The 20,660-nt window shown below is 70.6% G+C and carries 21 protein-coding genes, 1 tRNA gene and 1 pseudogene; 13 read left to right on the top strand and 10 right to left on the bottom strand.

All coding sequences use genetic code 11. The features are described 5' to 3' along the window. Nucleotides 1-74: 74 nt before the first annotated feature. The 6 genes and pseudogenes from LCY71_RS09720 to LCY71_RS09700 all read left to right on the top strand — a co-directional run bounded on the left by LCY71_RS09720 (nucleotide 75) and on the right by LCY71_RS09700 (nucleotide 4,839). Nucleotides 75-791 carry an SDR family NAD(P)-dependent oxidoreductase gene (locus LCY71_RS09720; protein WP_225332951.1) on the top strand — a complete coding sequence of 239 codons (717 nt, stop codon included), beginning with the start codon at nucleotides 75-77 and terminating at the stop codon, nucleotides 789-791. Nucleotides 792-862: 71 nt separating this feature from the next. After that, nucleotides 863-2,107: a hypothetical protein gene (locus LCY71_RS09715; protein ID WP_225332950.1), complete on the top strand. Its 1,245-nt coding sequence runs from the start codon at nucleotides 863-865 to the stop codon at nucleotides 2,105-2,107. A 57-nt stretch (nucleotides 2,108-2,164) separates the two neighbouring features. Beyond that, nucleotides 2,165-2,920, top strand: coding sequence for a hypothetical protein (locus LCY71_RS09710; RefSeq protein WP_225332949.1), 756 nt, complete (start codon nucleotides 2,165-2,167; stop codon nucleotides 2,918-2,920). Between the two features lie 72 nt (nucleotides 2,921-2,992). Then, nucleotides 2,993-3,550, top strand: a complete 558-nt coding sequence (locus LCY71_RS09705) for a hypothetical protein (protein ID WP_225332948.1) — start codon at nucleotides 2,993-2,995, stop codon at nucleotides 3,548-3,550. 48 nt (nucleotides 3,551-3,598) lie between these two features. Further along, nucleotides 3,599-3,976: pseudogene (locus tag LCY71_RS21435) on the top strand (cation:proton antiporter); the annotation flags it as partial. Beyond that, entirely contained in the window at nucleotides 3,919-4,839 is a 921-nt protein-coding gene (locus LCY71_RS09700; RefSeq protein ID WP_263653994.1) for a cation:proton antiporter domain-containing protein, read from the top strand. The pseudogene LCY71_RS21435 and the gene LCY71_RS09700, both read left to right, overlap by 58 nt. A 51-nt stretch (nucleotides 4,840-4,890) precedes the next feature. Here the strand turns inward: LCY71_RS09700 and LCY71_RS09695 are convergent, their stop codons facing one another. The 5 genes from LCY71_RS09695 to LCY71_RS09675 form a co-directional block, all read right to left on the bottom strand. Continuing rightward, nucleotides 4,891-5,619, bottom strand: a complete 729-nt coding sequence (locus LCY71_RS09695) for a mechanosensitive ion channel family protein (RefSeq protein ID WP_225332947.1) — start codon at nucleotides 5,617-5,619, stop codon at nucleotides 4,891-4,893. Nucleotides 5,620-6,148: 529 nt separating this feature from the next. Then, nucleotides 6,149-6,418: a hypothetical protein gene (locus LCY71_RS09690; RefSeq protein WP_225332946.1), complete on the bottom strand. Its 270-nt coding sequence runs from the start codon at nucleotides 6,416-6,418 to the stop codon at nucleotides 6,149-6,151. 145 nt (nucleotides 6,419-6,563) lie between these two features. Then, complete coding sequence (locus LCY71_RS09685) at nucleotides 6,564-7,196, bottom strand: DUF2238 domain-containing protein (protein WP_225332945.1); 633 nt, start codon at nucleotides 7,194-7,196, stop codon at nucleotides 6,564-6,566. Further along, nucleotides 7,193-7,774: a hypothetical protein gene (locus LCY71_RS09680; protein ID WP_225332944.1), complete on the bottom strand. Its 582-nt coding sequence runs from the start codon at nucleotides 7,772-7,774 to the stop codon at nucleotides 7,193-7,195. The genes LCY71_RS09685 and LCY71_RS09680 overlap by 4 nt, the downstream gene beginning before the upstream one ends. Nucleotides 7,775-7,892: 118 nt before the next feature. After that, entirely contained in the window at nucleotides 7,893-8,675 is a 783-nt protein-coding gene (locus tag LCY71_RS09675; RefSeq protein WP_225332943.1) for a lamin tail domain-containing protein, read from the bottom strand. Nucleotides 8,676-8,981: 306 nt separating this feature from the next. On the opposite strand from LCY71_RS09675, the gene LCY71_RS09670 reads away from it, so the two are divergent. The 5 genes from LCY71_RS09670 (at nucleotide 8,982) to LCY71_RS09650 (ending at nucleotide 14,594) form a co-directional block, all read left to right on the top strand. After that, nucleotides 8,982-10,553, top strand: coding sequence for an alpha,alpha-trehalose-phosphate synthase (UDP-forming) (locus LCY71_RS09670; RefSeq protein WP_225332942.1), 1,572 nt, complete (start codon nucleotides 8,982-8,984; stop codon nucleotides 10,551-10,553). A 39-nt stretch (nucleotides 10,554-10,592) separates the two neighbouring features. After that, on the top strand, nucleotides 10,593-11,435 hold the full coding sequence (otsB, locus tag LCY71_RS09665; protein WP_225332941.1) for a trehalose-phosphatase: 843 nt from the start codon (nucleotides 10,593-10,595) through the stop codon (nucleotides 11,433-11,435). 102 nt (nucleotides 11,436-11,537) lie between these two features. Then, nucleotides 11,538-11,711, top strand: a complete 174-nt coding sequence (locus LCY71_RS09660) for a hypothetical protein (RefSeq protein WP_225332940.1) — start codon at nucleotides 11,538-11,540, stop codon at nucleotides 11,709-11,711. Between the two features lie 162 nt (nucleotides 11,712-11,873). Beyond that, nucleotides 11,874-12,785, top strand: a complete 912-nt coding sequence (locus LCY71_RS09655; protein WP_225332939.1) for a universal stress protein — start codon at nucleotides 11,874-11,876, stop codon at nucleotides 12,783-12,785. Between the two features lie 381 nt (nucleotides 12,786-13,166). After that, on the top strand, nucleotides 13,167-14,594 hold the full coding sequence (locus tag LCY71_RS09650; RefSeq protein ID WP_225332938.1) for a DUF4397 domain-containing protein: 1,428 nt from the start codon (nucleotides 13,167-13,169) through the stop codon (nucleotides 14,592-14,594). Nucleotides 14,595-14,836: 242 nt separating this feature from the next. Here LCY71_RS09650 and LCY71_RS09645 read toward each other — a convergent pair whose 3' ends face one another. Beyond that, nucleotides 14,837-15,532: an amphi-Trp domain-containing protein gene (locus LCY71_RS09645; protein WP_225332937.1), complete on the bottom strand. Its 696-nt coding sequence runs from the start codon at nucleotides 15,530-15,532 to the stop codon at nucleotides 14,837-14,839. A gap of 73 nt (nucleotides 15,533-15,605) precedes the next feature. Then, on the bottom strand, nucleotides 15,606-17,420 hold the full coding sequence (locus tag LCY71_RS09640; RefSeq protein ID WP_225332936.1) for a formate/nitrite transporter family protein: 1,815 nt from the start codon (nucleotides 17,418-17,420) through the stop codon (nucleotides 15,606-15,608). A 150-nt stretch (nucleotides 17,421-17,570) separates the two neighbouring features. On the opposite strand from LCY71_RS09640, the gene LCY71_RS09635 reads away from it, so the two are divergent. After that, the gene (locus LCY71_RS09635) at nucleotides 17,571-17,810 is read left to right on the top strand and encodes a hypothetical protein (RefSeq protein WP_225332935.1); all 240 of its coding nucleotides are present in this window, start codon (nucleotides 17,571-17,573) and stop codon (nucleotides 17,808-17,810) included. A 50-nt stretch (nucleotides 17,811-17,860) separates the two neighbouring features. On the opposite strand, the gene LCY71_RS09630 is transcribed toward LCY71_RS09635, so the two are convergent. Next, nucleotides 17,861-18,832 (bottom strand): aldo/keto reductase, encoded by a 972-nt coding sequence (locus LCY71_RS09630; protein ID WP_225332934.1) that lies wholly within the window; start codon nucleotides 18,830-18,832, stop codon nucleotides 17,861-17,863. Nucleotides 18,833-19,013: 181 nt separating this feature from the next. Between LCY71_RS09630 and LCY71_RS09625 the strand changes: the two genes are divergently transcribed. Then, complete coding sequence (locus LCY71_RS09625; protein WP_225332933.1) at nucleotides 19,014-19,700, top strand: SOUL family heme-binding protein; 687 nt, start codon at nucleotides 19,014-19,016, stop codon at nucleotides 19,698-19,700. A 215-nt stretch (nucleotides 19,701-19,915) separates the two neighbouring features. On the opposite strand, the gene LCY71_RS09620 is transcribed toward LCY71_RS09625, so the two are convergent. Next, nucleotides 19,916-19,989: transfer RNA gene (locus LCY71_RS09620), tRNA-Phe, on the bottom strand. A 56-nt stretch (nucleotides 19,990-20,045) separates the two neighbouring features. Continuing rightward, nucleotides 20,046-20,543, bottom strand: a complete 498-nt coding sequence (locus LCY71_RS09615; RefSeq protein WP_225332932.1) for a GNAT family N-acetyltransferase — start codon at nucleotides 20,541-20,543, stop codon at nucleotides 20,046-20,048. Between the last annotated feature and the right edge of the window lie 117 nt (nucleotides 20,544-20,660).

Here is a 20,660-nt window from a genome sequence, read left to right as displayed (position 1 = left end):
TTAAGGTGTGCGCTCGCAGGGTCTCACGCCGCGCCCCAGACTCTTTGTCCCCCGGACGCGCACGAGGGAGTATCATGAGCCGGATGGCACTGGTGACAGGAGCGAGCGGCGGCATCGGCAGCGCCATCGCGCGGGAACTCGGGGCCGACCACGACGTCGTGGTCCACTACCACAGCGACGAAGAGGGCGCGGAGTCGGTCGCCGAGGACGTCCGCGACCGGGGCAGCGAGGCCGTGACCCACGGCTGCGACGTCACGGACCCGGACGCGGTCGCAGCGATGATCGAGGCGGCCGAGGCGGAGTTCGGCGGCGTCGACGTGCTGGTCAACAACGCGGGCCTGCTGCACGCGACGGCGCTCGAGGACGCCTCCGTCGGGCAGGTCCAGGGGACGATGCGGGTGAACCTGGAGGGCGCGGTCTACTGCACGCGGGCGGTACTTCCGGGCATGCTGGAGCGCGGCGAGGGCTGGATCGTGAACGTCTCCTCGACCGCGGGGACGGACGGCAGCCCGACCGACGCGGCCTACGGCGCGGCCAAGAGCGGCCTGATCGGGCTGACGAAGTCGCTGGCCAAGCAGTACACCTCGGAGGGGGTCTTCGCCAACGCCGTCGCACCCGGGCCGACGGACACGCCGCTGTACGCCGAGGAACGCCGGCCGGAGACCGTCGAGGCGTCGCCGATCGACCGTCTCGTGAAGCCCGAGGAGATCGCCGAGGTCACCAGGACGTTCGCGACGACGGAGGCGATAGCGGGACAGGTACTGACCGTCGACGGCGGGATCAGTCTCTGAGGAGCGGCGGCAGACGCTGACCGCGCGCCGGCCGGCACGGGTTTAACCGTCGCGCGACCGAACCGGACGCCATGGGATCGCCCGACTCCGCGGCCGGACAGGGCACTGCAGTCGACGGAGAGAAGCGGACCACTGCTCCGCAGGTCGACGTCGGCGTGCTCGTCGCCTACGAGCCGGACGGCGACGTCGACGCGCTCCGCTCGTTCACGGAGCGGATGACCGCGGACGCGCGGGCGGAACTGGCGTCGGCCACGGACGCCGACTGGGCGTTCTACGTCGAGGAGCCGACCCGGCTCCCCGACAGCCGGTCCCGGCGGGCCTCGGAGTTCCTCGACGACGCCACCCACCGGATGGTCGAGGGACCGTACGACGTGACCGTCGTCGTCACGGACGTGACCGTCACGTCCAGCCGGGACCGGTACGTCCCGGGGCTGGCGTCGCCGCTGGCGCGGACCGCGGTCGTCTCGACGCGGATACTCAGGAGCCGGCGGCGCGACGAGCCGATGCGAGCGCTCGACGCGCCGGCGGTCCGCTGGAACGCGGCGACGCTGTGCTGTCACCTGGTCGGGCACGTCCTCGGCGCCCGCCACGCCGACGCCGACGGCGGCCTGATGGAGCCGTTCCGGTTCGACCCGGACCGGCGGTCGGTGCCGTCGTTCGACGCGACGGCCGAGCGCCACCTCGAGCGCATCGCCGCGGAGGTGCCCGACGAGGAGGCGTCGCCCCGGGGCCGGCTCCGCCGGCTGGCCTTCCACGGGCTGAGCGCCGCGCGCAACCCGCGACAGGTGGCGCGGGCGCTGGTCGACAGCCGGGCACCGCTGCTCCCGCTGTCGCTGCCGAAGCTGGCGACTGCGGCGGTGGCGCCCACGCTCGTCATCGTCTTCAGCGCCGAGTCGTGGGACGTTGGCTTCCACCTCGACAACGCGACGGCGGGACTGTTCGCGGTCGTCAGCGTCTTCGCCGCAGCGCTGTACCTCCTGTTCGTCCAGAACCTCTCCTTTCCGCGCGAGCGCCACCGCCTGATCACCGAACACACGGCGCTGGTCAACGTCACCGTCTTCCTGATCCTGCTCGGCGCGATGGCCGGGCTGTTCGCCCTCGTCGCCGGCATCATGCTGGTCATCGAGTTCGTCGTCTTCCCGCCGGACCTGATGGCCAACTGGCCCAGCCTCGAGGACCCGTCGGTCAGCGTGGTCGACATGGTCCGCACGGGCGCGTTCATCAGCACCGTCGGCGTGCTCTCGGGGGCGCTGGCGGGCGGGCTGGAGAACCGCGCCATCGTCCGCCACCTGGCGCTGTTCCACGATCGGCCGTAGGGCGACGGACCCTTCGGTCCGAGGAACTGTTTTCCACGGCCGGGACGTAGTCGCGGCATGATCGGCCCGGTCCCGCAGGCGATACACGACTGGCCGCTCGACGCGTTCGTGGTGATCGCGGCGTTCACGCTGGCCGGGGTGCACGTCGTCTCGCCCGCCGTCCGGTTCTCGGACGAGACGGCCCGCGACCGGTTCCTGTCGCTGGCGGGCGGCGTCTCCGTCGCGTACGTGTTCGTCCACCTCCTCCCGGAACTGCACGCCGGCACGGAGGTCGTCGGGAGCGACACGGCGCTGCTCGGGCTGCTCCCCGAGCGGCACATCTACGTCGTGGCGCTGCTGGGATTCGTGGTCTTCTACGGCCTCGAACGGTACGTCCGGTGTCACTGGATCCCGGAGGACACCGAGTTCCCGACGACCGTCTTCTGGTTCCACGTCACCTCGTTCGCCGCCTACAACGCCCTGATCGGCTACCTCCTCGTCCACCGGGAGCTCGGCGGCGCCGGGAGCGTGCTCTGGTTCGCGGTCGCTATGGGAATGCACTTCTTCGTCAACGACGCCAGCCTCCGCTACCACCACCGCGAGGTGTACCGCCGGATCGGTCGGTGGGTGCTGGCCGGCGCCGTCCTGCTCGGGACGCTCGCGGGCTTCGGCGTCGACGTCGGCGAACAGGCGCTGATGGTCATGTTCGCGTTCCTCGCCGGAAGCGTCGTGCTCAACGCGATCAAGGAGGAACTGCCGGAACACCGCGACAGCCGCTTCTGGTCGTTCACCGTCGGTGCCGGCGGGTACACCGCCCTGCTCGTGCTGGTGTAGCGGACGGCCGTTTTAACCCCCGGCAGATGCCGGCCTTGCCCCCTTCGGCGTACCGGCCGGAGGAGACGGTAGATGAGCCGCGCGACACTCGACGAGACCGGCAGTCCCGCGGAGCGCCGAGCGGCGGCGGACGAGACGACCACCGGTCGGGCGCGCTGGACGGCCCGAGGCGGCGTCGGGGGACTGATCGCGACCGTCGTGATGACGGTCTACCGGATCCCCACGACCAGGTCGCTCCCGCCGACCGCCGAGTTCTGGGCGCAGTACGTCGCCGGCGGCGACCCGGACGACCACCCCGTCCCCGCGCTCCTGCTCCACCTCCTGTACGGGTTCAGTGGCGGAGCCGCCTTCGGCGCGCTCTACCCAGCGTTCGAGCGCCGCGCTTCCTCGGACACCGCGCGGGAGGCCGGCGGGACGGCGCTCGGCGCGCTCTACGGCCTGGCGATGTCGGTCTTCGGGGCCCGCGTCGTCCTGGGGCGCGTGCTCGGGCAGGACCTCGACGGGACGGAGCGGCTAGTCTTCCACGTCGGCCACCTCGTCTACGGGCTGACGCTCGGCTCGTGGGTCGCCTCCGAGTCGCGCCTGCGGGACCTCCTCGGGGAAACGGAAGCGGGAACCGATCAGAGGTAGCGGTTGGGGAGCGCGTAACTATCCGTTCACCGGACCCGCCTCCGGTAGATGCGCGACCTGAACCTCGCGCTGGCGCTGGTCGGCGGACTCACGGTCGCGCTGGGCCTCGGAGCCGGCCTCCTCCGGAGCCGCGGCTCCCTCCCGCAGGAGACCGTCCTGGCGGTCGCCGTCGGAGTGGTCACCGGCCCGCACGGGCTGGCCCTGTTCGACCTGTCGGCCGCCGACCCGCCGCTGGCCCTGGTCGAGCGGCTGGCCCGGGTGACGGTCGCCATCGCCGTCGCGAGCATCGGCCTCCGGCTGCCGTCCACGTACATCCGGCGGCGGGCGCGGTCGCTGTCGGTCCTGCTCGGCGTCGGGATGGTGGCGACGTGGCTCGTCAGCGGCCTGCTGACCGCCCTGTTGCTCCCAGTGTCGCTCTCGGTGGGCCTGCTCGTCGGCGCCATCGTCACGCCGACGGATCCCGTCGTCGCCAGCACCATCGTCACGGGCTCGACCGCCGAGGAGACGGTCCCCCGCGGCTCCGCTACCTCCTCTCGGCCGAGGCCGGCGGGAACGACGGCATCGCCTACCTGTTCGTCCTCTTTCCCGTCTTCCTCATCGGCGCTGGCTCCGAGGGGACGCTTCGCTCCTGGCTGGCGGTGACCCTGGGCTGGGAGGTCCTCGGGGCCGTCGCGATCGGGTTCGCGGTCGGCGCCGCGGTCGGTCGCGTCGAGCGCTGGCTGAGCAGGCAGGGGGCGATGGAGGACACGTCCGTGTTCACGCTCACGCTCGCGCTGACCGCCTTCGTGCTCGGGTTCGTCAAGCTGCTCGGAACCGACGGCATCCTGGCGGTGTTCGCGGCCGCGCTGGCGTACAACTGGCAGGCCGAGCCGCGCGACGAGCGGCGAGAGGGGCAGATCCAGGAGGTGTTCAACCGCCTGTTCACCGTCCCGGTGTTCGTGCTGTTCGGCGCCGTCGCGCCGCTTTCAGACTGGGCGGGGCTGGGCTGGCGGGGCGTGGCTCTCGTCGCCGGGATTCTGCTCCTGCGGCGCCTCCCGGTGCTGATCGCCGTGGCGCCCGTCGTCCGGCCGCTGGACCGGCCCGCCGCGACGCTGTTCGTCGGCTGGTTCGGCCCCATCGGCATCGCCGCGCTGTTCTACGCGGCCCTGGCCGTCCGGGAGACGGGCAGCGAAGTCCCCTGGACGATCGGCACGCTCGTGGTCGCGGGGTCGATCCTGACCCACGGGGCGACGGCGACGCCCCCGACACACCTGTACGGTCAGCTCGACGACGACGCCGAGTGGTGGTGAGCGGGGACCGCGACGGGATCGACCGGCGGCGCGGCCCGACCGCCGACGGCGTCAGTCCAGCGAGGAGCCTGCGCCCTCCTCGTCGGACGGCACGCTGCTCTTGCCGCTGCGGGCCCAGCGGTCGATGTTCTCGGCGACGAAGTCCTTGCCGCCCCAGCCCAGCGCGACGCCGACGCCGATGGCGATGGCCGCTGCGAGGCCCCACGCGAGCGCCCGGGCGAACACGTACAGGATGCTGACGTCGACGCCCATCGTGTCGAGGCCGATGACGATGACGATGAAGTACAGGAACAGCCGGGTGCCCGTGGCGAACAGCTGCGTGTAGTTCGACTGCGTGGCGGCCCGCGTGCGCGTGATGGCGTCCCCGACGAAGTCGGCGACGACGAACCCGAGCACGATGATCAGGAGGCCGGCGACGAAGGCCGGCAGGTACGACACCGCGCGGTTGATCCACTGCGAGAGGATCTGGATCGCGAGGACGTCCGCGGCCGTCAGGATCGCCAGCGCGTACACGAACCACTTGGCCAGCGTCCCGAACGCCCGCGAGACCGCGCGTTGCGTCCCGCCGAGCATCTGTCCCAGCGGCGTGTCGAGGACCATCTCGTCCACCCGCGCGGCGTCGACGAGCCGTTCCACGATGCCGGAGACGACGCGGCCGATGATCCACCCGACGAGGAGGATGATGATCGCGCCGATCAGCCGGGGCAGGAACGCCAGGACGTCGCCAATGGCGTCTCTCGCCTGGTCGGCGAGGTCAGCCTGCAGGACTGTGGTGTACATGCGTTCTAGAACAGCGTACGGCCGTTATTCGTTATATGCTAACTACACACATACATCGTCGAGAGCGCCGTAGCGGCCGTGTGAACGGCCCTCGATGGGTGAGCGTATCAGCAGCAGCGCCAGCATCCGTCGAACCGGGTGGGGCCAGTACGCTCGCCGCTCTACCGCGGCGCGAAACCGCGAGGCAGAGCGCCGAGTGCGGGCTTCCTGACGGTCCTCGTTGGCTCGGCCTACAGTAGGAGTTGTACGCATTGACACACTCGAAGGGAACCCGGGTGTCCTTCGATGTGTGAACGATTTCACCGTCTACGACAGGAAGTGGTCGCGACCGCCGGCCGCTCGGACGGGACAGCGCCCCCGGTACCCGTGTCCGACTCCCGGCCCGAATCGAGCGGCCCGGGGGTGTGGAGAACAGATCTGGTACGGGGCGGCGCCGTCTCGACGGACGGCACCGAGACTGTAGGACGTTACATAAGCCCGCCGTAACGGCGGGCAGCGGTGAGGGGGTCGAGAAGTGGACTGCGGGCCGTTACTGCTGCTCGAGCATCTCCTGGACGCGGGTGACGACGCCGCCGGGGCCGCGCTGGAGCAGCGACCGGATCTCGGCCTGCCGGAAGTAGCTCGCGAAGGCCATCAGCGTCGGGGGCCACAGGCCCACGAAGATACCCTTCTGGCGGTCGCCCTGAACGTAGAAGTAGTACCACGACAGCGCGACGGAGGCGATCCCCGCCATGATGATCGGGTCTCGTCCCGTCTGTTCGGCTGCGCCTTTCGTCCGCTCCTGGGATTGGCTCTGCATGGATCGAACGCTACGGGAGGACGCCCCTTTGTTATGCGTCTGCTTTGCAACGAAACCCGGACGAACTCGGAGTAAGCTGACCGTGGACGGCGGGAGAGCGGCGTTGCCGGCGGAATCACCGAAACTCCGGCTGGCCGATCCCGAATCAGTCCCAGTCGACCTGCCACCCGAGGAGCGCCGCGACGCCGTCGAAGTAACCCGTCCCCCACAGCGCGACGAGGACGCCCCCGACGGCGTTGAACAGCAGGTCGAGGGCGATGTCGTCGATGCCGTACTGCGCGAGCACGGCCTCGCCGCCCAGCAGGCTCGCGAGCCCGCCCGAGCCGAACTCCGCGATCTCCCAGAGGACGCCGAAGGAGACGACGAACACGAGGACGAACACGAACCGCAGGCGCGGCGGGACGACGACGCCCTCGTGATGGCGGTCGATCGCCCGGACTAGCGCGTAGCCGACGCCGGCCACCAGCGCGGCCGAGACCGAGTGCGCGACCTGATCGTACCAGCCGAACTCGCGGTAGGGACCCAGCGCCCCGACGCCGTGGAGGGTGGCCGCGACGGCGATCCACAGGGCCAGCCCTGGATGCATCTGGTGGCCGTACCGCCGGCGGACTGCGTCCGGGATCAGCGCGACGAGCAGGGGCGTCAGCCCGTTGAACACGAGACCGATCTGGACCGTGACGAGGGCGTAGACGACGACGGCGACGAGCACCGCCTGCAGCGCACGGGCGGCGGCCAGCAGCGGCTCCTCGGTCGGGTCCGGCAGCGCGTCGCGGATCACGCGCCCACCTCCGGCGACGGGCCGGCGTCCGACGAGGCGGAGCGACGGACGTAGTACTCGAGGAGCGCGCCGGCGGCCAGGCCGACCGCCGTCGCGACGACGAGGTCCCACATCAGCGCCGTCGAACTCGTCAGGAACCCGGTCCCGAGGTAGCGGTCCGAGAGCCACCGCGCGACGGCCCAGCCGGCCGCGACGGTCGCGGTCGTCATCGCGACGAAGGTCACGGCGAACCACGGCTCCATCTCGGCCTCGGAGAAGCGGTCGATCTCGGCGACGGCGATCAGCGCCAGCGCCGCCACGGCGACGTACGTGGCGATCTGCGTGAACAGGCCGTACGAGCGGGCCACGACCGGGAGCGTCGCGAGCGCGAGCACCTCCCACTCGATCATCCGCCCGGGATCCCGGTAGACGACGGCCGGGAGCACCGCCACGGCGGCGACGACCGCGGCGAACGCGCCCCACAGCGCGGCGTCCGTCAGCAGGCTCTCGACCGTCGCGACGGCGAGGAAGGCGACGAGCCCCCAGGCGAGCCAGGCGTTGGCCCGATCACCGTCGACGAGACCGGTCAACGATGTCATAGCCGCGCTTAGGGACTCCAGCGGGGTAAACAGGCGTCCGTTACCGGGCGCGCGGAACGCTGACTACCGTCACAGCCCCCGCTTTTTCGAGGGCGCTCGCTATGCTCGGACCTCACTACTACCGCCCGTACGGCTCCCTGACGACCTCGCGGCCGTCAGCGGTCCGCACGGTGACGACATCCCCCGTCTCGTCCCACAGTTCCTCGCCGGCGCCCCAGTAGAGGTGGTCGTCGTCCGCGCCGCGGCCGCTGTAGAGCGTGACGCTCTCTCCCGGATCGAGGACGGTCCCGTCCGGGAACGCGTAGGACCGGCCCGCGTCGTTCTCGACGGTCCACCCGGAGACGTCGAGCGGGTCGTCGGCCTCGTTCCGGAAGACGAGGTACTCGTCGGCGGGGTCGGACGCGGTCTCGTGGATCTCGTCGAGGGCGAACGCGCCCGCCGCGCCGCCGCCGGCGGACGTCGACTCGGTCCGGTCCACGTCCGCATCGGCCGTTCCCTCGGCCGCGTTGGCGTCGAACGCGACCGGTTCGCCCTCGCCCGTGTCCCCGACAGCCAGCTGGTCGGCCGGCGTCTCCTCCGGTTCGACGAGCTTCTCCTCGCCCTCGACGCGCTCCGAGAGGGATCCGCGGGCGACGACCGCCACGGCGGGCCGGTCGGCGGCGACGGTGGCCGCCTCGCGGTAGAGCCCGGCGTGCTCGTCCGGATCGAACCGGTCGCGGAACGCGGCCCAGGAGAGGCGCTCCCCGTCGACCGCGCCGGGGTCGCTCGCCAGGCCGAGGCGGGTGCCGCCGTCGGGTTCGTCGGTCAGGACCGGCGTCACGCCGTGCTCGGCCGCCAGCGCCTCGATGCGGTCGGGATCGGCCGTCACGCGCCAGGCCGGCCGGTCGCTGTCCTCGGACATGGGACCGACGTAGGAGACGAGAGCGGTTAACTGTTCGACACCTTCTCCGCGAGCGGTCCGGATAACGACCGGTTACGGACGGGACGACGCCGGCACTCGCCCCGGCGCGACGAGGCGAGCCGCCGGGGCCGCGCTGTGGACCGCCGACCCACCGCGGCCGTCGCGTGATGGGCCGAGTAACCGCGCCTTACTCCGAGTACCGGCGGTGTAACGCAGGACGGCGCTCAGATGCCAGTGCCTTACGTCGCGGGAAACCCGTGAAGCGACGACCGGTTTTTGCTTCGTGGCCGACTCCGTTCGAAGGACATGAAGTGGACGAACGCAGACGATGTGCAGTCCGGGCGACGGGACGAGTCGTCGACCGACGACCGACCGTCAGGGGAGGGTGGAGACGGTGTCCACGGTGCGATCTCGGAGCTCCTCGAGGACGGAGACCTGATCGTCGTCTCGAACCGCCAGCCCTACAGCCACGAATACGAGGACGGCGAGATCGTCGTCGAGCCGCCAGCGGGCGGTCTCACGGCGGCCGTCGATCCCCTGATGCAGCGGCTGGCGGGCACCTGGGTCGCGTGGGGGGACGGCGAGGCCGACAGGGAGATGGCCGACGAGGACGGCACGGTCGCCCTGCCGCCGGGCGAGGAGTCCTATCGGCTCCAGCGCGTGTGGCTCGACGAGGACGACGTCGAGGGGTACTATCGCGGCTACAGCAACCGCGTGCTGTGGCCGGTGTGTCACGCCGACCTCTCGAAGGTGGACGTCCGGCCGGGCGACTGGGCGACCTACGAGGCCGTCAACGAGACGTTCGCCGATGCGGTGATCCGGCGGTCCCCGAGCGACGGCATCGTCTGGTTCCACGACTACCACTTCGGGCGGGCACCCAGGCTGGTGCGGGACGCCCGGCCCGAGGCCTTCCTGGCGCAGTTCTGGCACATCCCCTGGCCGTCCTGGGACGTGTTCCGGGCCTGCCCGCAGGCCGAGGCGATCGTGGACGGCCTGCTCGCCAACGACCTGCTGGGCTTTCACACCGACACGGACTGCCGGAACTTCCTCGACGGGGTCGAGGTGGCCGGCCTCGGCGACGTCGACCGCAACAGCGGAAGCGTCGTCCGCGACGGCCAGCGCACCTACGTCCGGTCGTTCCCCATCGGCACGGATGCGGCGAAGTGGGCGGAGCGCGCCGAGTCCGACGAGAGCGACGAGTTCTGGACCGAGTTCAGCGAGGAGCACGGCCTGACCGACCGCCGGATTGCGCTGGGCGTCGAGCGGCTGGACTACACGAAGGGCGTCGAGCGGCGACTGGACGCGCTGGAGCTCCTCTGGGAGGAGGAACCGGACCTGCAGGGCGACCTGACCTACGTCCAGAAGGTGTCGATGAGCCGCCAGGAGATCCCCGCGTACGCGCGGCTTCGCGAGCGCGTCGAGGCCCGCGTCGCCGAGATCAACGACCGGTTCGGCACCGACGACTGGCAGCCGATTCACTACGTCGACGATCACCTCCCGCGCGAGGCGCTGGCGGCCCTGTACCGCGAGGCCGACGTGGCCGTCGTGACCCCCGTCCGAGACGGGATGAACCTCGTCGCCAAGGAGTTCGTCGCCGCCCAGGGGGACGAGCCCGGGACGCTGGTCCTCTCGGAGCTGGCTGGCGCCATCGAGCAGCTGGACGCGGGTAGCGTCGTGGTCAACCCCTACGACGTGCGGGAGATCGCCGACGGCGTTCGCCAGGCGCTCGCCACGCCCCCGGAGGAGCGCGCTGACCGGATGAAGCGCCTCCGGACCGACGTCGAGGGCAACGACGTCTACGCCTGGCTGAGCGCGCAGTTCCGGACGATCGACCGGATCCGCGACCAGCGGGAAGCGACGGACGAACTACTGACGTGACTGGACTCCGAAATACCGACGCGACGGGGGACCGCCGGCATGAGTGAGAACGCGACCGGCGCGGGCGAGGTCCCGCCGCTCGCCGACCGCCTCCACGACGTCGTCGACCTGCTGCTCGACCGCGACGGCCTGCTGCTCGCGCTCGACTTCGACGGGACGCTGGCGCCGATCACCGACCGGCCGGACGAGGCCGCTATCACGCCGGCGGCGGCCGAGGCGATCGACCGCCTCGCCGACGTCGACGGGGTCGCAGTGCCCGTCGTCAGCGGGCGACAGCTGTCGGACCTCCGCGAGCGCGTCGACGCGGACGCGTACGCCGGGAACCACGGGCTCGAACTTCGCGTCGACGGGGAGACCCGCGTCGCCCCGGAGGCCGAGGCCGCCCGGAACGCGCTGGCCGACGCGACCGACGCCGTCGAGGAGCGCGTGGCGGACGTCGACGGCGCGTTCGTCGAGCGCAAGGGCGTCACCGCGACGGTCCACTACCGCACGGCCGACGCGGGCGACGTCCCGCGCGTCGAGCGGGCGGTCCGCGAGGCCGCCGGCGGCCGCGACGACCTGCGGATCACCGAGGGCAAGGCCATCCTAGAGATCCGCCCCGACGTCGAGTGGGACAAGGGCGCCGCCGTCGAGCGGCTGACCGACGAGCTCGTGCCCGACGGCGAGGACTGGCTGCGGGCGTACGTCGGCGACGACCGGACCGACGAGGACGCCTTCGCGGCGCTGTCCGACGGCCTCGGCGTGAAGGTCGGCGGCGGGACCACCCGCGCCGACGTCCGCGTCGACGACCCCGAGGCCGCGGCGGCCTTCCTGACGTGGCTGGCCGACCACGGCCCGACCTTCCTCCGGGCGGACCCAGAGTCGGTGCCGATACCGGCGTGACGCGACGGCCGGCCCCGCGGGGACTGGCCTGGCGCGACCGGCCGGTTCCGCGGAGACCGGTCACGCGAGATCCATTTCCGTCTGCACCCACTAGCTATTACCATGGGTATCATAGGCACGGTCAAGGAGATGCTGGTCCCGGACACCGAGCCGGGCGTCGGGTACGAGTGCGTCGAGTGCAGCGAACGCTTCGACGAGACCCGGGAGACCTGTCCGAACTGCGGATCGACCGAGATCAAGGAGGTCGAGGGGTTCGAGATGCGGCCGAGCGACTGACGGCGGCCGGAGCGTCCCCGTCGCTCGCGGCGCGTCGGCCACACTCGTCACGGCGCGTCGGCTACACTCGTCACGGGGACGTCGCGGTCCGCGCGAGCCGGCCGTTGCTCACTGCAAACGTTCCCCAAGGCCTTATTGTAGCTCGAACTAAACGTTCGAGGCATGGGAAGCGCCCAGCGGGTCATCGAGGACGACCCCGCTGCGGGACGGGAGTACACGCTCGTCGTCGCGGTGGCGAACCCCCTCAACGTCCAGCAGTTGATGCGGACCGCGGTCGACCTCGCACGGGACCGGAACGGTCAGATCAGGGTGACGAGCGTCGTCCACAAGCACGTGACCTCGCCGTTCATACTCTTCTCGGACGACCGCATCAAGGAGGAGTACGCGGACGCGCAGCGCGCGGTGCTCGACGAGGCCGTCGCGCTCGCGGCGGACGCCTCGGTGCCGGTCAAGCGGAGCCTGCTAGTGGGCAGCGACGTCTCCGACGCCGTGCTATCGGCCGTTGAGGACGCGGACGCCGACGCGCTGTTGCTCGGTTGGCAATACCAGTCCCGGGCCTCGGACGTCATCCTCGGGACGACCGTCGATCCGGTCGTCAGGCGGGCGCCGTGCGACGTCTACGTCGAGCGGATCGGCACGACCGCCGACGGGGTCGACGACGTCCTGTTGCCGACCGACGGCGGCCCGCACGTCGCCGCCGCGGCCGAACTGGCGGGCGCCGTCGCACGGGCCAACGACGCCGCCGTGCGCGTCGTTTCCTACGTCGAACCGAACGCCGGAGCGGCGGACCGCGAGGCGGCCCGGGAGCACGTTCGCGAGGCGACGACCATGGTCGAGGACGTCCCCGTCGACGCCGGCGTGTGCGAGGCGGTAGCAGTCGCCGAGGCAATCGTGTCAGCGGCGGCAGACGTCGACCTGGTGGTGCTCGGCGCGACCAGGGAACGTCGACTCCGCCGACGGGTCGTCGGATCAGTCGCGCAGACGGTCGGCCAGCGCGCGGCGCCGCCGATCATCATCGCGAAGCAGCGGTCGGAGACGTCGCTGCTCCGGCGAGCGCTCGGTCGCTGGACCTGACCGGCGTCGGCACCGCCGCCCGGCGTCCGGTTTGCCGCTCGCTCCGTCGTCTCTGGAGCGGGAAATCGTCCGTTTCCGGCGTCGCTCGACGACGCGACGAGAGATCAGTCCCGTTTCCATCCGGCTTCACGCAGGATACGCTTCACTGCGGACAGAAACAGCCGCCGGAAAGGGAACGATTGGACCGACTTCGGACCGGTTTGCGTACCGATAGCCCCGTCATCCGGTGTGGCTCCAGATCAGATTGTTAGGGTTAAAATACAGACACGTCGAACGACAAACTCCTCCATCAAACCGGCAAATTCGGCTACAGAGTACCTCTACCTTTACGTTCTGGTGAGGCCACTAACAAAGTGACAGTGAACACTACCTGATACCGGAATGACAGAGATCGACATCACCCGACGGCGAGTCGTGCAGGGAGCCGGTGCGATCGGCGTCGCCGGCGTCTTCGGAAGCACGGTCGTGTCGGCCCAGGACGGCGGGGGCGGCGGACAGCAGGGATCGGCAGTGCGCGTCGCGCACATGTCGCCCGACGCTCCGCAGGTCGACGTCCAGATCGACCCGGCCGGCGGCGGGGTCCAGACCGGCGACGACGAGACCGACGGCGGTCTCGGCGGCAACGACACCGCCGGCAACGCCACCGCCACCGAGGGCGGCGACGACGGCGGAATCCAGATCGAAGGCGTCGGATTCCGCGACGTGAGCAACTACAACGAGGTCGATCCGGGTACGTATCAGGTACGGATCGTCCCCACGGAGAGCGGCCCCCTCGGCGGGTTGCTCGGCGACCTCTTCGGCGGTGGCGGCGACGACGATCAGACGATTCTCTACGAGGACCAGATCGAGGTCGAGGAGAACACGACCTACACCGTCGCCGCCTTCGGCGAGGTGTCGCAGGGACCCGTCCCCGCACAGGGCGACGGCCTCGGCGCCAACGAGACGGACACTGGCCTCGGTAACGAGTCCGACACCGGCATCGGCGCCAACGAGAGCGACGTCGGCCTCGGTGGCAACGAGACGGACACCGAACTCGGCGGCAACGAGACTGCGGCTGGCACCGGCGACAGCGCCGGGCAGGGTCAGCAACTCGTCGAGAGCCTGTCGTTCGGCGAGTCCCAGACGGTCGAGGTGCCGGCGGGCGACTACGCGCTCCGGATCAGCGAGGCGGCCGGCGGCGCCGAGGCCACGACGGACGACGGCCTGGGTACCGACGAGAGTGACGGCCTCGGCGACAACGAGTCCGACGCCGCCCTCGGCGGGGGCACCGACCAGGCCGGCGGCGGTCAGAGCGGCTTCCAGGTGGCCGTCCTGGAGGACGACGTCAGCGACCCCGGCGGCGAGTCCGCCCGCCTGCAGGTGTTCCACGCCGTCCCCGACGTCGGCCCGGTGAGCATCAGCGCCATCAGCGCCGACGCGGCGGCGGACGGCGGCACCCAGCCCGGCAACGCGACCGGCGCCAACGAAACCGGCGCCGGCGAGTCCGGCAACGCGACCGACGGCGTCGTCGGCACGGACCAGCAGGGCGTCCGCCAGGTCAACGTCACCCTCGAGGCGAACACCGTCTACACCGGGTTCGCCTCCGGCTACTTCGATCCCGAGGAGGCGCCCCAGCCCGGCGAGGGCGGGGCCGACAACCAGACCGGCGGCGCCCTCGGCGGGAACGACACCGCCGGCAACGCGACCGACGGCGGTGCCGGCGAGGACGTGGCGCAGGAGCCCGATGACGCCGAGTTCGAACTCGTCGTCGTCCAGGACGCGCAGGGCGGCGAGCGGTCCGACGGCGGTACCGGCGGCGACATCCTGTAGCGGGACCCGCTGACAGAGTGCCCGACCGCCCCTCTGCCGGGTGCCCGTCGGTCTGCCGACGGTAATCGGACTGCGACTCCCGTCGCAGTCCGGCCTCGTCCCGCGGGCTCGACCCGCGCCGCCTCTCGGCCCGCTATCAGCACCCGCACGACGCTCGTCCACCGTCTCGAACGGCCCGGTTCCGCCCCTGAAACGACGTGGTCGACGACGCCGGACTCCGCTGAAAGCCCGCGGTCTGGCCGTCAGTCGGCGTCCTCCACGTCCGCCCCGGGCGCGTTCGCCACGACGCTCCTGAGCCCCTTCTCTGCGTTCCGCCGTCTGGTGTACCCCTCGCCGCTGGTCGCGATGACGTTGCCGTTGCGGTGGACGAGCCGCCAGCGCCACTCGTCGGCACGGTCCCGGAACACCTGGAAGCGCGCCATCGACGTCAGCTCGCCGCCCGACGTTATCTCGGCCGGCGGCGAGTCCCCGGCTCCGGCCCCGCCCCCGTCTCGGTCGGCCGTCGCCCCCTCGTCGCCGGTGCCCGCTCCGGTCGCGTCCTCCCGAGCGGCCTCGGCCTCCCCGTCGTCGTCCGCTTCGGTCGCCGTCCCGTCGTCGTCCGCTTCAGTCACCGTCCCTTCACCCGCGCCCGCTGCCTCGTCGACGCCGCTGTTCTCGTCGTCGCGCTCGGCCGTCGCAACCGCCACCGACTCGTCCGCTGCGGCCTCCCACTCGAACTCCAGTTCCAGTTCGAGCGCGTCCGTACCGTCGCCGGCCTCGCGTTCGAGTTCGATCTCGAGAGAGAGTTCCTCGGGCGCGTCGACCGCTACCGATCGGTCGCCGTGGGCGAGTTCGATCGACGTTCCGTCCTCGAACGCGTCCGCCAGTTCCCGCAGGAGCGTCGCCGCCTCCGCCCCCGTCCTGGTCGCCTCGTACTCGAAGGGAGTGTCGCCGGGCATATCCATTAGTACGCTGACACGACGTATAACCGTAGTGGCGAGCGCCGCGCCGGACATCGCGCCGTCCGGCCAGTCACTGCTCCCGCCGTCCCGAGCCGAACAGCCGCTCGCTGATGCTCCGGTCGGTCGGGCGCTCCGCCAGCAGGACCGAGGTGTCGACGTCGTCGACGACGTTGAAGTGCAGCGAGTCGCTGACCAGCCGCGACAGCAGGCCCTGTTCCGTCGCGCCGATCAGCACCATCGTGCTGTCGGCGGCCTCGCGACAGATCGCGTCCTCGACGTCGCCGGAATCGTCGACGACGCGGGCCGCGTCCTCGAGGCCGTTGTCCGCGGCCCACTCCCGCAGGAACGCCTCGCCGGCCTCGCGCTGGTGGGGCCCGTCCACGACGTGCAACAGCTCGATCTCCGCGTCGACGGTCGCCTGCAGGGCCCGCGCGACGTCGGCGCTGAGCTCGGAGTCCGGGCCGCCCGCCGTCGGCAGCAGGATCCGCGAGTAGTCCATGCCGCGGTCCTTGACGACGAGGAAGTCACAGGGGAGCCGGTTGGTGAGCTCCTCGATGGGTCGCTCGGCGCGGGCGGAGGACCACAGCTGGTCCTCGGACCAGCCCATGACGACGAGGTCCGGGTTCATGCGCCGGGCGCGGTCGAACACCTCCTCGAAGGACCGCGGAGAGACGATGGTGGACGTCTCGACCTCGACGTCGTACGGCTCGCCGATCGCCTCGACGTCCGCCATGAGCCGCTCGGACTCGCTGATGATCTGCTCGCGGCCCTCGCCCTCCGCCTCGAGGGTCAGTTCCTTGGGCGCCTGCACGATGTGGACCGCGTGGACCATCCCCGCCTCGCGATTGCTCGCGAGGGCGCAGGCGAGGGCGACGATGTCGGACTCGGTCCGCGGGTTGGCGATCGGAACCAGGATGCGCGAGGACTCTGGGTCCCGGACGATGTTCTCGAGGGTGTCCACCATCGGGACGTACGAGCGACCGGCCAGCCCGCCGACCAGCCACTCGCGGAACGAGAGGCGACGGACGTCCTCGAAGCGCACCGACTCCAGCCGGCGCTCGCTCGTCTGGTAGTAGTTGACGACGGTGACCAGCACCACGCCGCCGATCGTGTTGCCCAGCCCCACCGGGATGACGAAGTCCGTCAGCGCCAGCAGCAGCCCCAAGTCGCCCCGGATCATCAGCAGCGTGGCCTCCGTGAAGGAGACGACAACGTGGAAGAGGTCGCCAAGCGGGATGGTCAGGAAGGCCAGATAGACGATGAGCAGCCGCGAGACCGTGTCGCGGGCGGCGAAGTCCACCCAGACGAGGCCCGCCACGATCAGCCCGGCGAACACGCCCTTGAAGAACAGCTCCCACCGCGAGACGTCGTACACGCCGTGGCGGGCCACCTCCAGCGCGTAGTCCATCGCGGCCGGTTCGAGGACGAACCCCGTCGACAGGACCAGCGCGCCGATGGCACCGCCGGCGAAGTTGCCCGCCGCGACGATGCCCCAGTGGCGGAACAGCGCCGGAACGCTCGCCAGTCGCTCCAGGGTCAGTGCCACCGGCGGCAGCGTGTTCTCGGTGTACAGCTGATAGCCGCCGAGGATGATGTAGATGAACCCGAGCGGATAGAGCAGCGCCCCGACCACTTCGCTGTCGGTCTTCGGGTACAGCGCCACGTACATCAGGAGCGTGATCGTGATCGCGAACCCGCCCGCGAGCGCGCTGAAGAACAGCTCACGGGCCCCCGACGTGACCTCGTGCTCCGCGTCGGCGACGATCCGCTGAAAGACCTGGTCCGACGAGAAGCGGTCCGGTACGACCTCGCCCGACTCCGGGACGCCGTTCCCCGGCTCCTCGTGGAAGTCCTCCGACACCGAGCGACCGCTGGGATCAGCCATTATCGACTTGGCGGTGCGGACCGGCAAAGAAAGTTGGTTTCCGTGAGTGGCGCCCGCGTGCGAGCGTGCGGACCTCCACGGCCGGAACGCACAGTTTCCGGGAACCGGGACCACTACAACGTCTGCCAGACGACCGTCTCTCTCGGGTACGTGGACCGCCACGGGGACCCGATCGACCCGCCGCCGCCCGCCGAACTCCCCGTCGAGGCCGGCCTGCCCGATCCGCTGGTCACCGTCGACGGCGACGCGGTCGAGGCGGCCTCCGCTCCGGCGACGGCCCGCTCACCGCGGACACCGCCGGCGACCACCTCCAGTACCGGCGAGAGACCGGGCACACTCCGGACCGGGGCCACTGGGACGCGATCCTCGACTTCGCGGACCTCTCTCTGAGCGGAGCGGTCCGGCGGGTGTCGTGTCCCCTCGTGTCGTGTCCGCCGGCGTCAGTCCCGCATGTCCCACTGGTCGAAGCCGTACGACTCGATCCCGTTCAGGCGTCGGCGCTCGGCGTCGGTAAAGGAGAGGTCGGCGGCCGCGAGGTTCTGGTCCAGCTGTTCGAGTGTGCTGACGCCGAGCACCGGGATCGTCGGCTGATCGCGGTCGAGCATCCACGCGAGCGCGACCGCGTTGCCGTTCACGCCCTTGCGCTCGGCGACGTCCTCGATTGCTCGCAGTTTCAGGCGGTTCTCCGATCGGACGTACCCCTCTGGAACCGGGCGGTCGTCGCGGCCGTAACACCCCTGCAGCGTCGGTGAGTACGGCAGCAGCGTCAGGTCGTGCTGGTCGCAGTAGTCGACGAGTTCGTCCGTCGTCGGCAGTTGCCCCTCGAAGCCGGCGTCCCGGTCGGGGATCAGATACGAGAAGCGAGGCTGGACACACTCGAACCGCGGCAGACCGCGCTCGGCGGCGATGCGGTTCGCCCGCGCGATGCGCCACGCCGGAACGTTGCTCGCGCCGAGGTGGCGGACCGTCCCCGCGTCCACGGCCTCCCCGAACGCCGCCATCACGTCGGTCTGTGGCGTGTCGGGGTCGTCGACGTGTGCATAGAGCAGGTCGATCGTGTCGATCCCCATGCGGTCGAGACTGCGGTCTATCTCCTGGTGGATCAGGTCGGGATCGAGGCTCGCCGGGACCTCCTGATATCCGAAGCCCAGTTTCGTCGCGACTGTCATCTCGTCGCGGACGCCCCGTTCAGCGAGCCACTCGCCGACGAGCGGTTCGCTCTCGGGCTCGTCGTACCCGTCGACCCACGTCGCGTAGATGTTCGCGGTGTCGAGGAATCGACCGCCCGCCTCGTAGTAGCGGTCGAGCAACTCGAAGGAGGTCTCCCTGTCGACCCGGCTCCCGAAGTACATCGGACCGAGACAGAGCTCGCTGACCGACTCGCCCGTGCGTCCGAGCGGTGTGGTGTCCATACGGTAGCGGAGGACAACGTACGGGTAAAGACCAGCTTTCCGGTCGATTGAGCCGGTTTCCGGTCTCGATACGCTTGCGCGGGCCGCTCGACGGGCGGACCCGAATGAATCGACCGACTCGCGAAGCGTTCGAGTGTCAACCTGGAGCAAGACCTATCGACCTCCCCGCCCAACCCTTCGTATGGTCCGGAACTCCGCTATCGTCGCGGGCGTGGCCGGGGGAGCGCTGGCAGCCGCCGGTGCCTGGAGCCTCTACCAGCGGCACGCGACCGAAACCGTCCCCTACACGGTCGTCACCCACGTCCACGACGTCGAACTCCGCCGCTATCCCGAGCAGGTCCTCGTCGAGACGGTCGCCCCCTCCGAGAACGCGGCGTTCGGTCGGCTGTTCCGGTACATCAGCGGCGCGAACGAGGGCAGCGAGGAACTATCGATGACCGCCCCGGTCGAGGTGGACGGCACCGGAACGACGATCGAGATGACTGCGCCGGTCACGGTCGAGCGCACCGGGCGGACAATTCCGATGACCGCTCCCGTCGAAACCGGCGGGGACCGCGGTGCGGACGAGGTCCGGATGGCGTTCTACCTCCCCCCGGAGTACGACGCGGACTCGGCGCCGCGACCCACCGACGACGACGTGGCGGTCGTCGAAGTTCCCGAGCGGACGCTCGCCGTCCGGCGGTTCTCGTGGCGGGCCACGGACTCCCGCGTCGCTCGCGAAACCGAACGGCTGCTGGAGACGCTCGAGACGGCCGGCGTCCCTCTCGCCGGCGAGCCGTTCTTCATGGGGTACGACGCCCCCTGGACGCTCCCGTTCCTCCGGCGCAACGAGGTCGCCGTGGCAGTCGAGGCGAACAGCGGATCCTGATCGATTCCCGGGCGGGGTGCTCCTGTGGGGCGGGACTGCGTTTCGACCGCTCACACGTGCCGCTGGCGTCACCCGTAGAAACGTACCGCCGTCCGGATTTGGACCGGAGGAAGACGTGCTCACTCGCTCCGCCCGTTGCGCGTGCCTTCCAGGGTTCGAATCGCGGTCGGGTCACATACACAGCTGGCGCTCGCTCACGAGCGCCAGCAGAAGTATGCCGCCTCCCGGATTTGAACCGGGGACAGCTCGATCTTCAGTCGAGTGCTCTCCCAGTCTGAGCTAAGGCGGCGCGCACTCGTGTCGAAGGCGAGGGTATCAAAAAGGATTTCGATAGCCGTCGGCCGATTAGAGGGGGCCTGCATACGTTATTCCGTCGCATACCACCTCGCCCAGTTCAACCTCACCGCAGTCGACCACCTCGAAGCCCCGTCGCTCGTAGAAGGCGCGGCCGGCGTCGTTGGCGGCCAGCACGTCGATCCGGAGGCGCTCGAAGCCGCGGTCGGCGAGGCGGTCGGTCAGGGCGTCCAGCCACCGACTACCGATCCCCTCCCGCCAGCGGTCGGGGTGGACGTAGATGGCGCCCAGTTGCGCGGTCGGACCGTCGACGTCGGGGTCGGGTCCGCCAGCGGCGTAGCCGACGACGGCGTCGTCCTCGGCGACGAAGTAGCTGACGTCGTCGTCGGTCACGTAGTTTCGGACCGTCTCGTCGGCGTACCAGTCGTCGACGACCGCGTCGACGGCGCCGGTGCCCAGCCGATCGTCGTAGGCCGCGTGCCAGCCTGCGCGAGCGACGCGCTGGACGGCGGGCACGTCGGCGGGCGTCGCCGGGCGAACCTCGATCACGCGAGCACAGACGATCCGCCCCGACAAACCCCTGCCGCCGGTTTCGTCCCCTGATTCGCTGTAAACAGCCTCGGCACGCCCTGGTGCTGACCGTCACCGCGCACCGGCGTCCGACGG

It is taken from the genome of Halomicrobium urmianum (genome assembly GCF_020217425.1).
Taxonomy (GTDB): Archaea; Halobacteriota; Halobacteria; order Halobacteriales; family Haloarculaceae; genus Halomicrobium; species Halomicrobium urmianum.
The sequence above is the reverse complement of the archived record's forward strand: the minus strand, read 5'-3'. Positions and strand labels throughout refer to the sequence as shown.

Bases quoted from the DNA above. Each gene is read 5' to 3' on its own strand.
- LCY71_RS09710 (WP_225332949.1), top strand. From the start codon at position 2,165: ATGATCGGCCCGGTCCCGCAGGCGATACACGACTGGCCGCTCGACGCG.
- LCY71_RS09655 (WP_225332939.1), top strand. From the start codon at position 11,874: ATGGGAAGCGCCCAGCGGGTCATCGAGGACGACCCCGCTGCGGGACGG.
- LCY71_RS09705 (WP_225332948.1), top strand. From the start codon at position 2,993: ATGAGCCGCGCGACACTCGACGAGACCGGCAGTCCCGCGGAGCGCCGA.
- LCY71_RS09695 (WP_225332947.1), bottom strand. From the start codon at position 5,619: ATGTACACCACAGTCCTGCAGGCTGACCTCGCCGACCAGGCGAGAGAC.
- LCY71_RS09660 (WP_225332940.1), top strand. From the start codon at position 11,538: ATGGGTATCATAGGCACGGTCAAGGAGATGCTGGTCCCGGACACCGAG.
- LCY71_RS09680 (WP_225332944.1), bottom strand. From the start codon at position 7,774: ATGACATCGTTGACCGGTCTCGTCGACGGTGATCGGGCCAACGCCTGG.
- LCY71_RS09650 (WP_225332938.1), top strand. From the start codon at position 13,167: ATGACAGAGATCGACATCACCCGACGGCGAGTCGTGCAGGGAGCCGGT.
- LCY71_RS09630 (WP_225332934.1), bottom strand. From the start codon at position 18,832: ATGGACACCACACCGCTCGGACGCACGGGCGAGTCGGTCAGCGAGCTC.
- LCY71_RS09625 (WP_225332933.1), top strand. From the start codon at position 19,014: ATGGTCCGGAACTCCGCTATCGTCGCGGGCGTGGCCGGGGGAGCGCTG.
- LCY71_RS09640 (WP_225332936.1), bottom strand. From the start codon at position 17,420: ATGGCTGATCCCAGCGGTCGCTCGGTGTCGGAGGACTTCCACGAGGAG.
- LCY71_RS09720 (WP_225332951.1), top strand. From the start codon at position 75: ATGAGCCGGATGGCACTGGTGACAGGAGCGAGCGGCGGCATCGGCAGC.
- otsB (WP_225332941.1), top strand. From the start codon at position 10,593: ATGAGTGAGAACGCGACCGGCGCGGGCGAGGTCCCGCCGCTCGCCGAC.
- LCY71_RS09670 (WP_225332942.1), top strand. From the start codon at position 8,982: ATGAAGTGGACGAACGCAGACGATGTGCAGTCCGGGCGACGGGACGAG.
- LCY71_RS09690 (WP_225332946.1), bottom strand. From the start codon at position 6,418: ATGCAGAGCCAATCCCAGGAGCGGACGAAAGGCGCAGCCGAACAGACG.
- LCY71_RS09645 (WP_225332937.1), bottom strand. From the start codon at position 15,532: ATGCCCGGCGACACTCCCTTCGAGTACGAGGCGACCAGGACGGGGGCG.
- LCY71_RS09715 (WP_225332950.1), top strand. From the start codon at position 863: ATGGGATCGCCCGACTCCGCGGCCGGACAGGGCACTGCAGTCGACGGA.
- LCY71_RS09675 (WP_225332943.1), bottom strand. From the start codon at position 8,675: ATGTCCGAGGACAGCGACCGGCCGGCCTGGCGCGTGACGGCCGATCCC.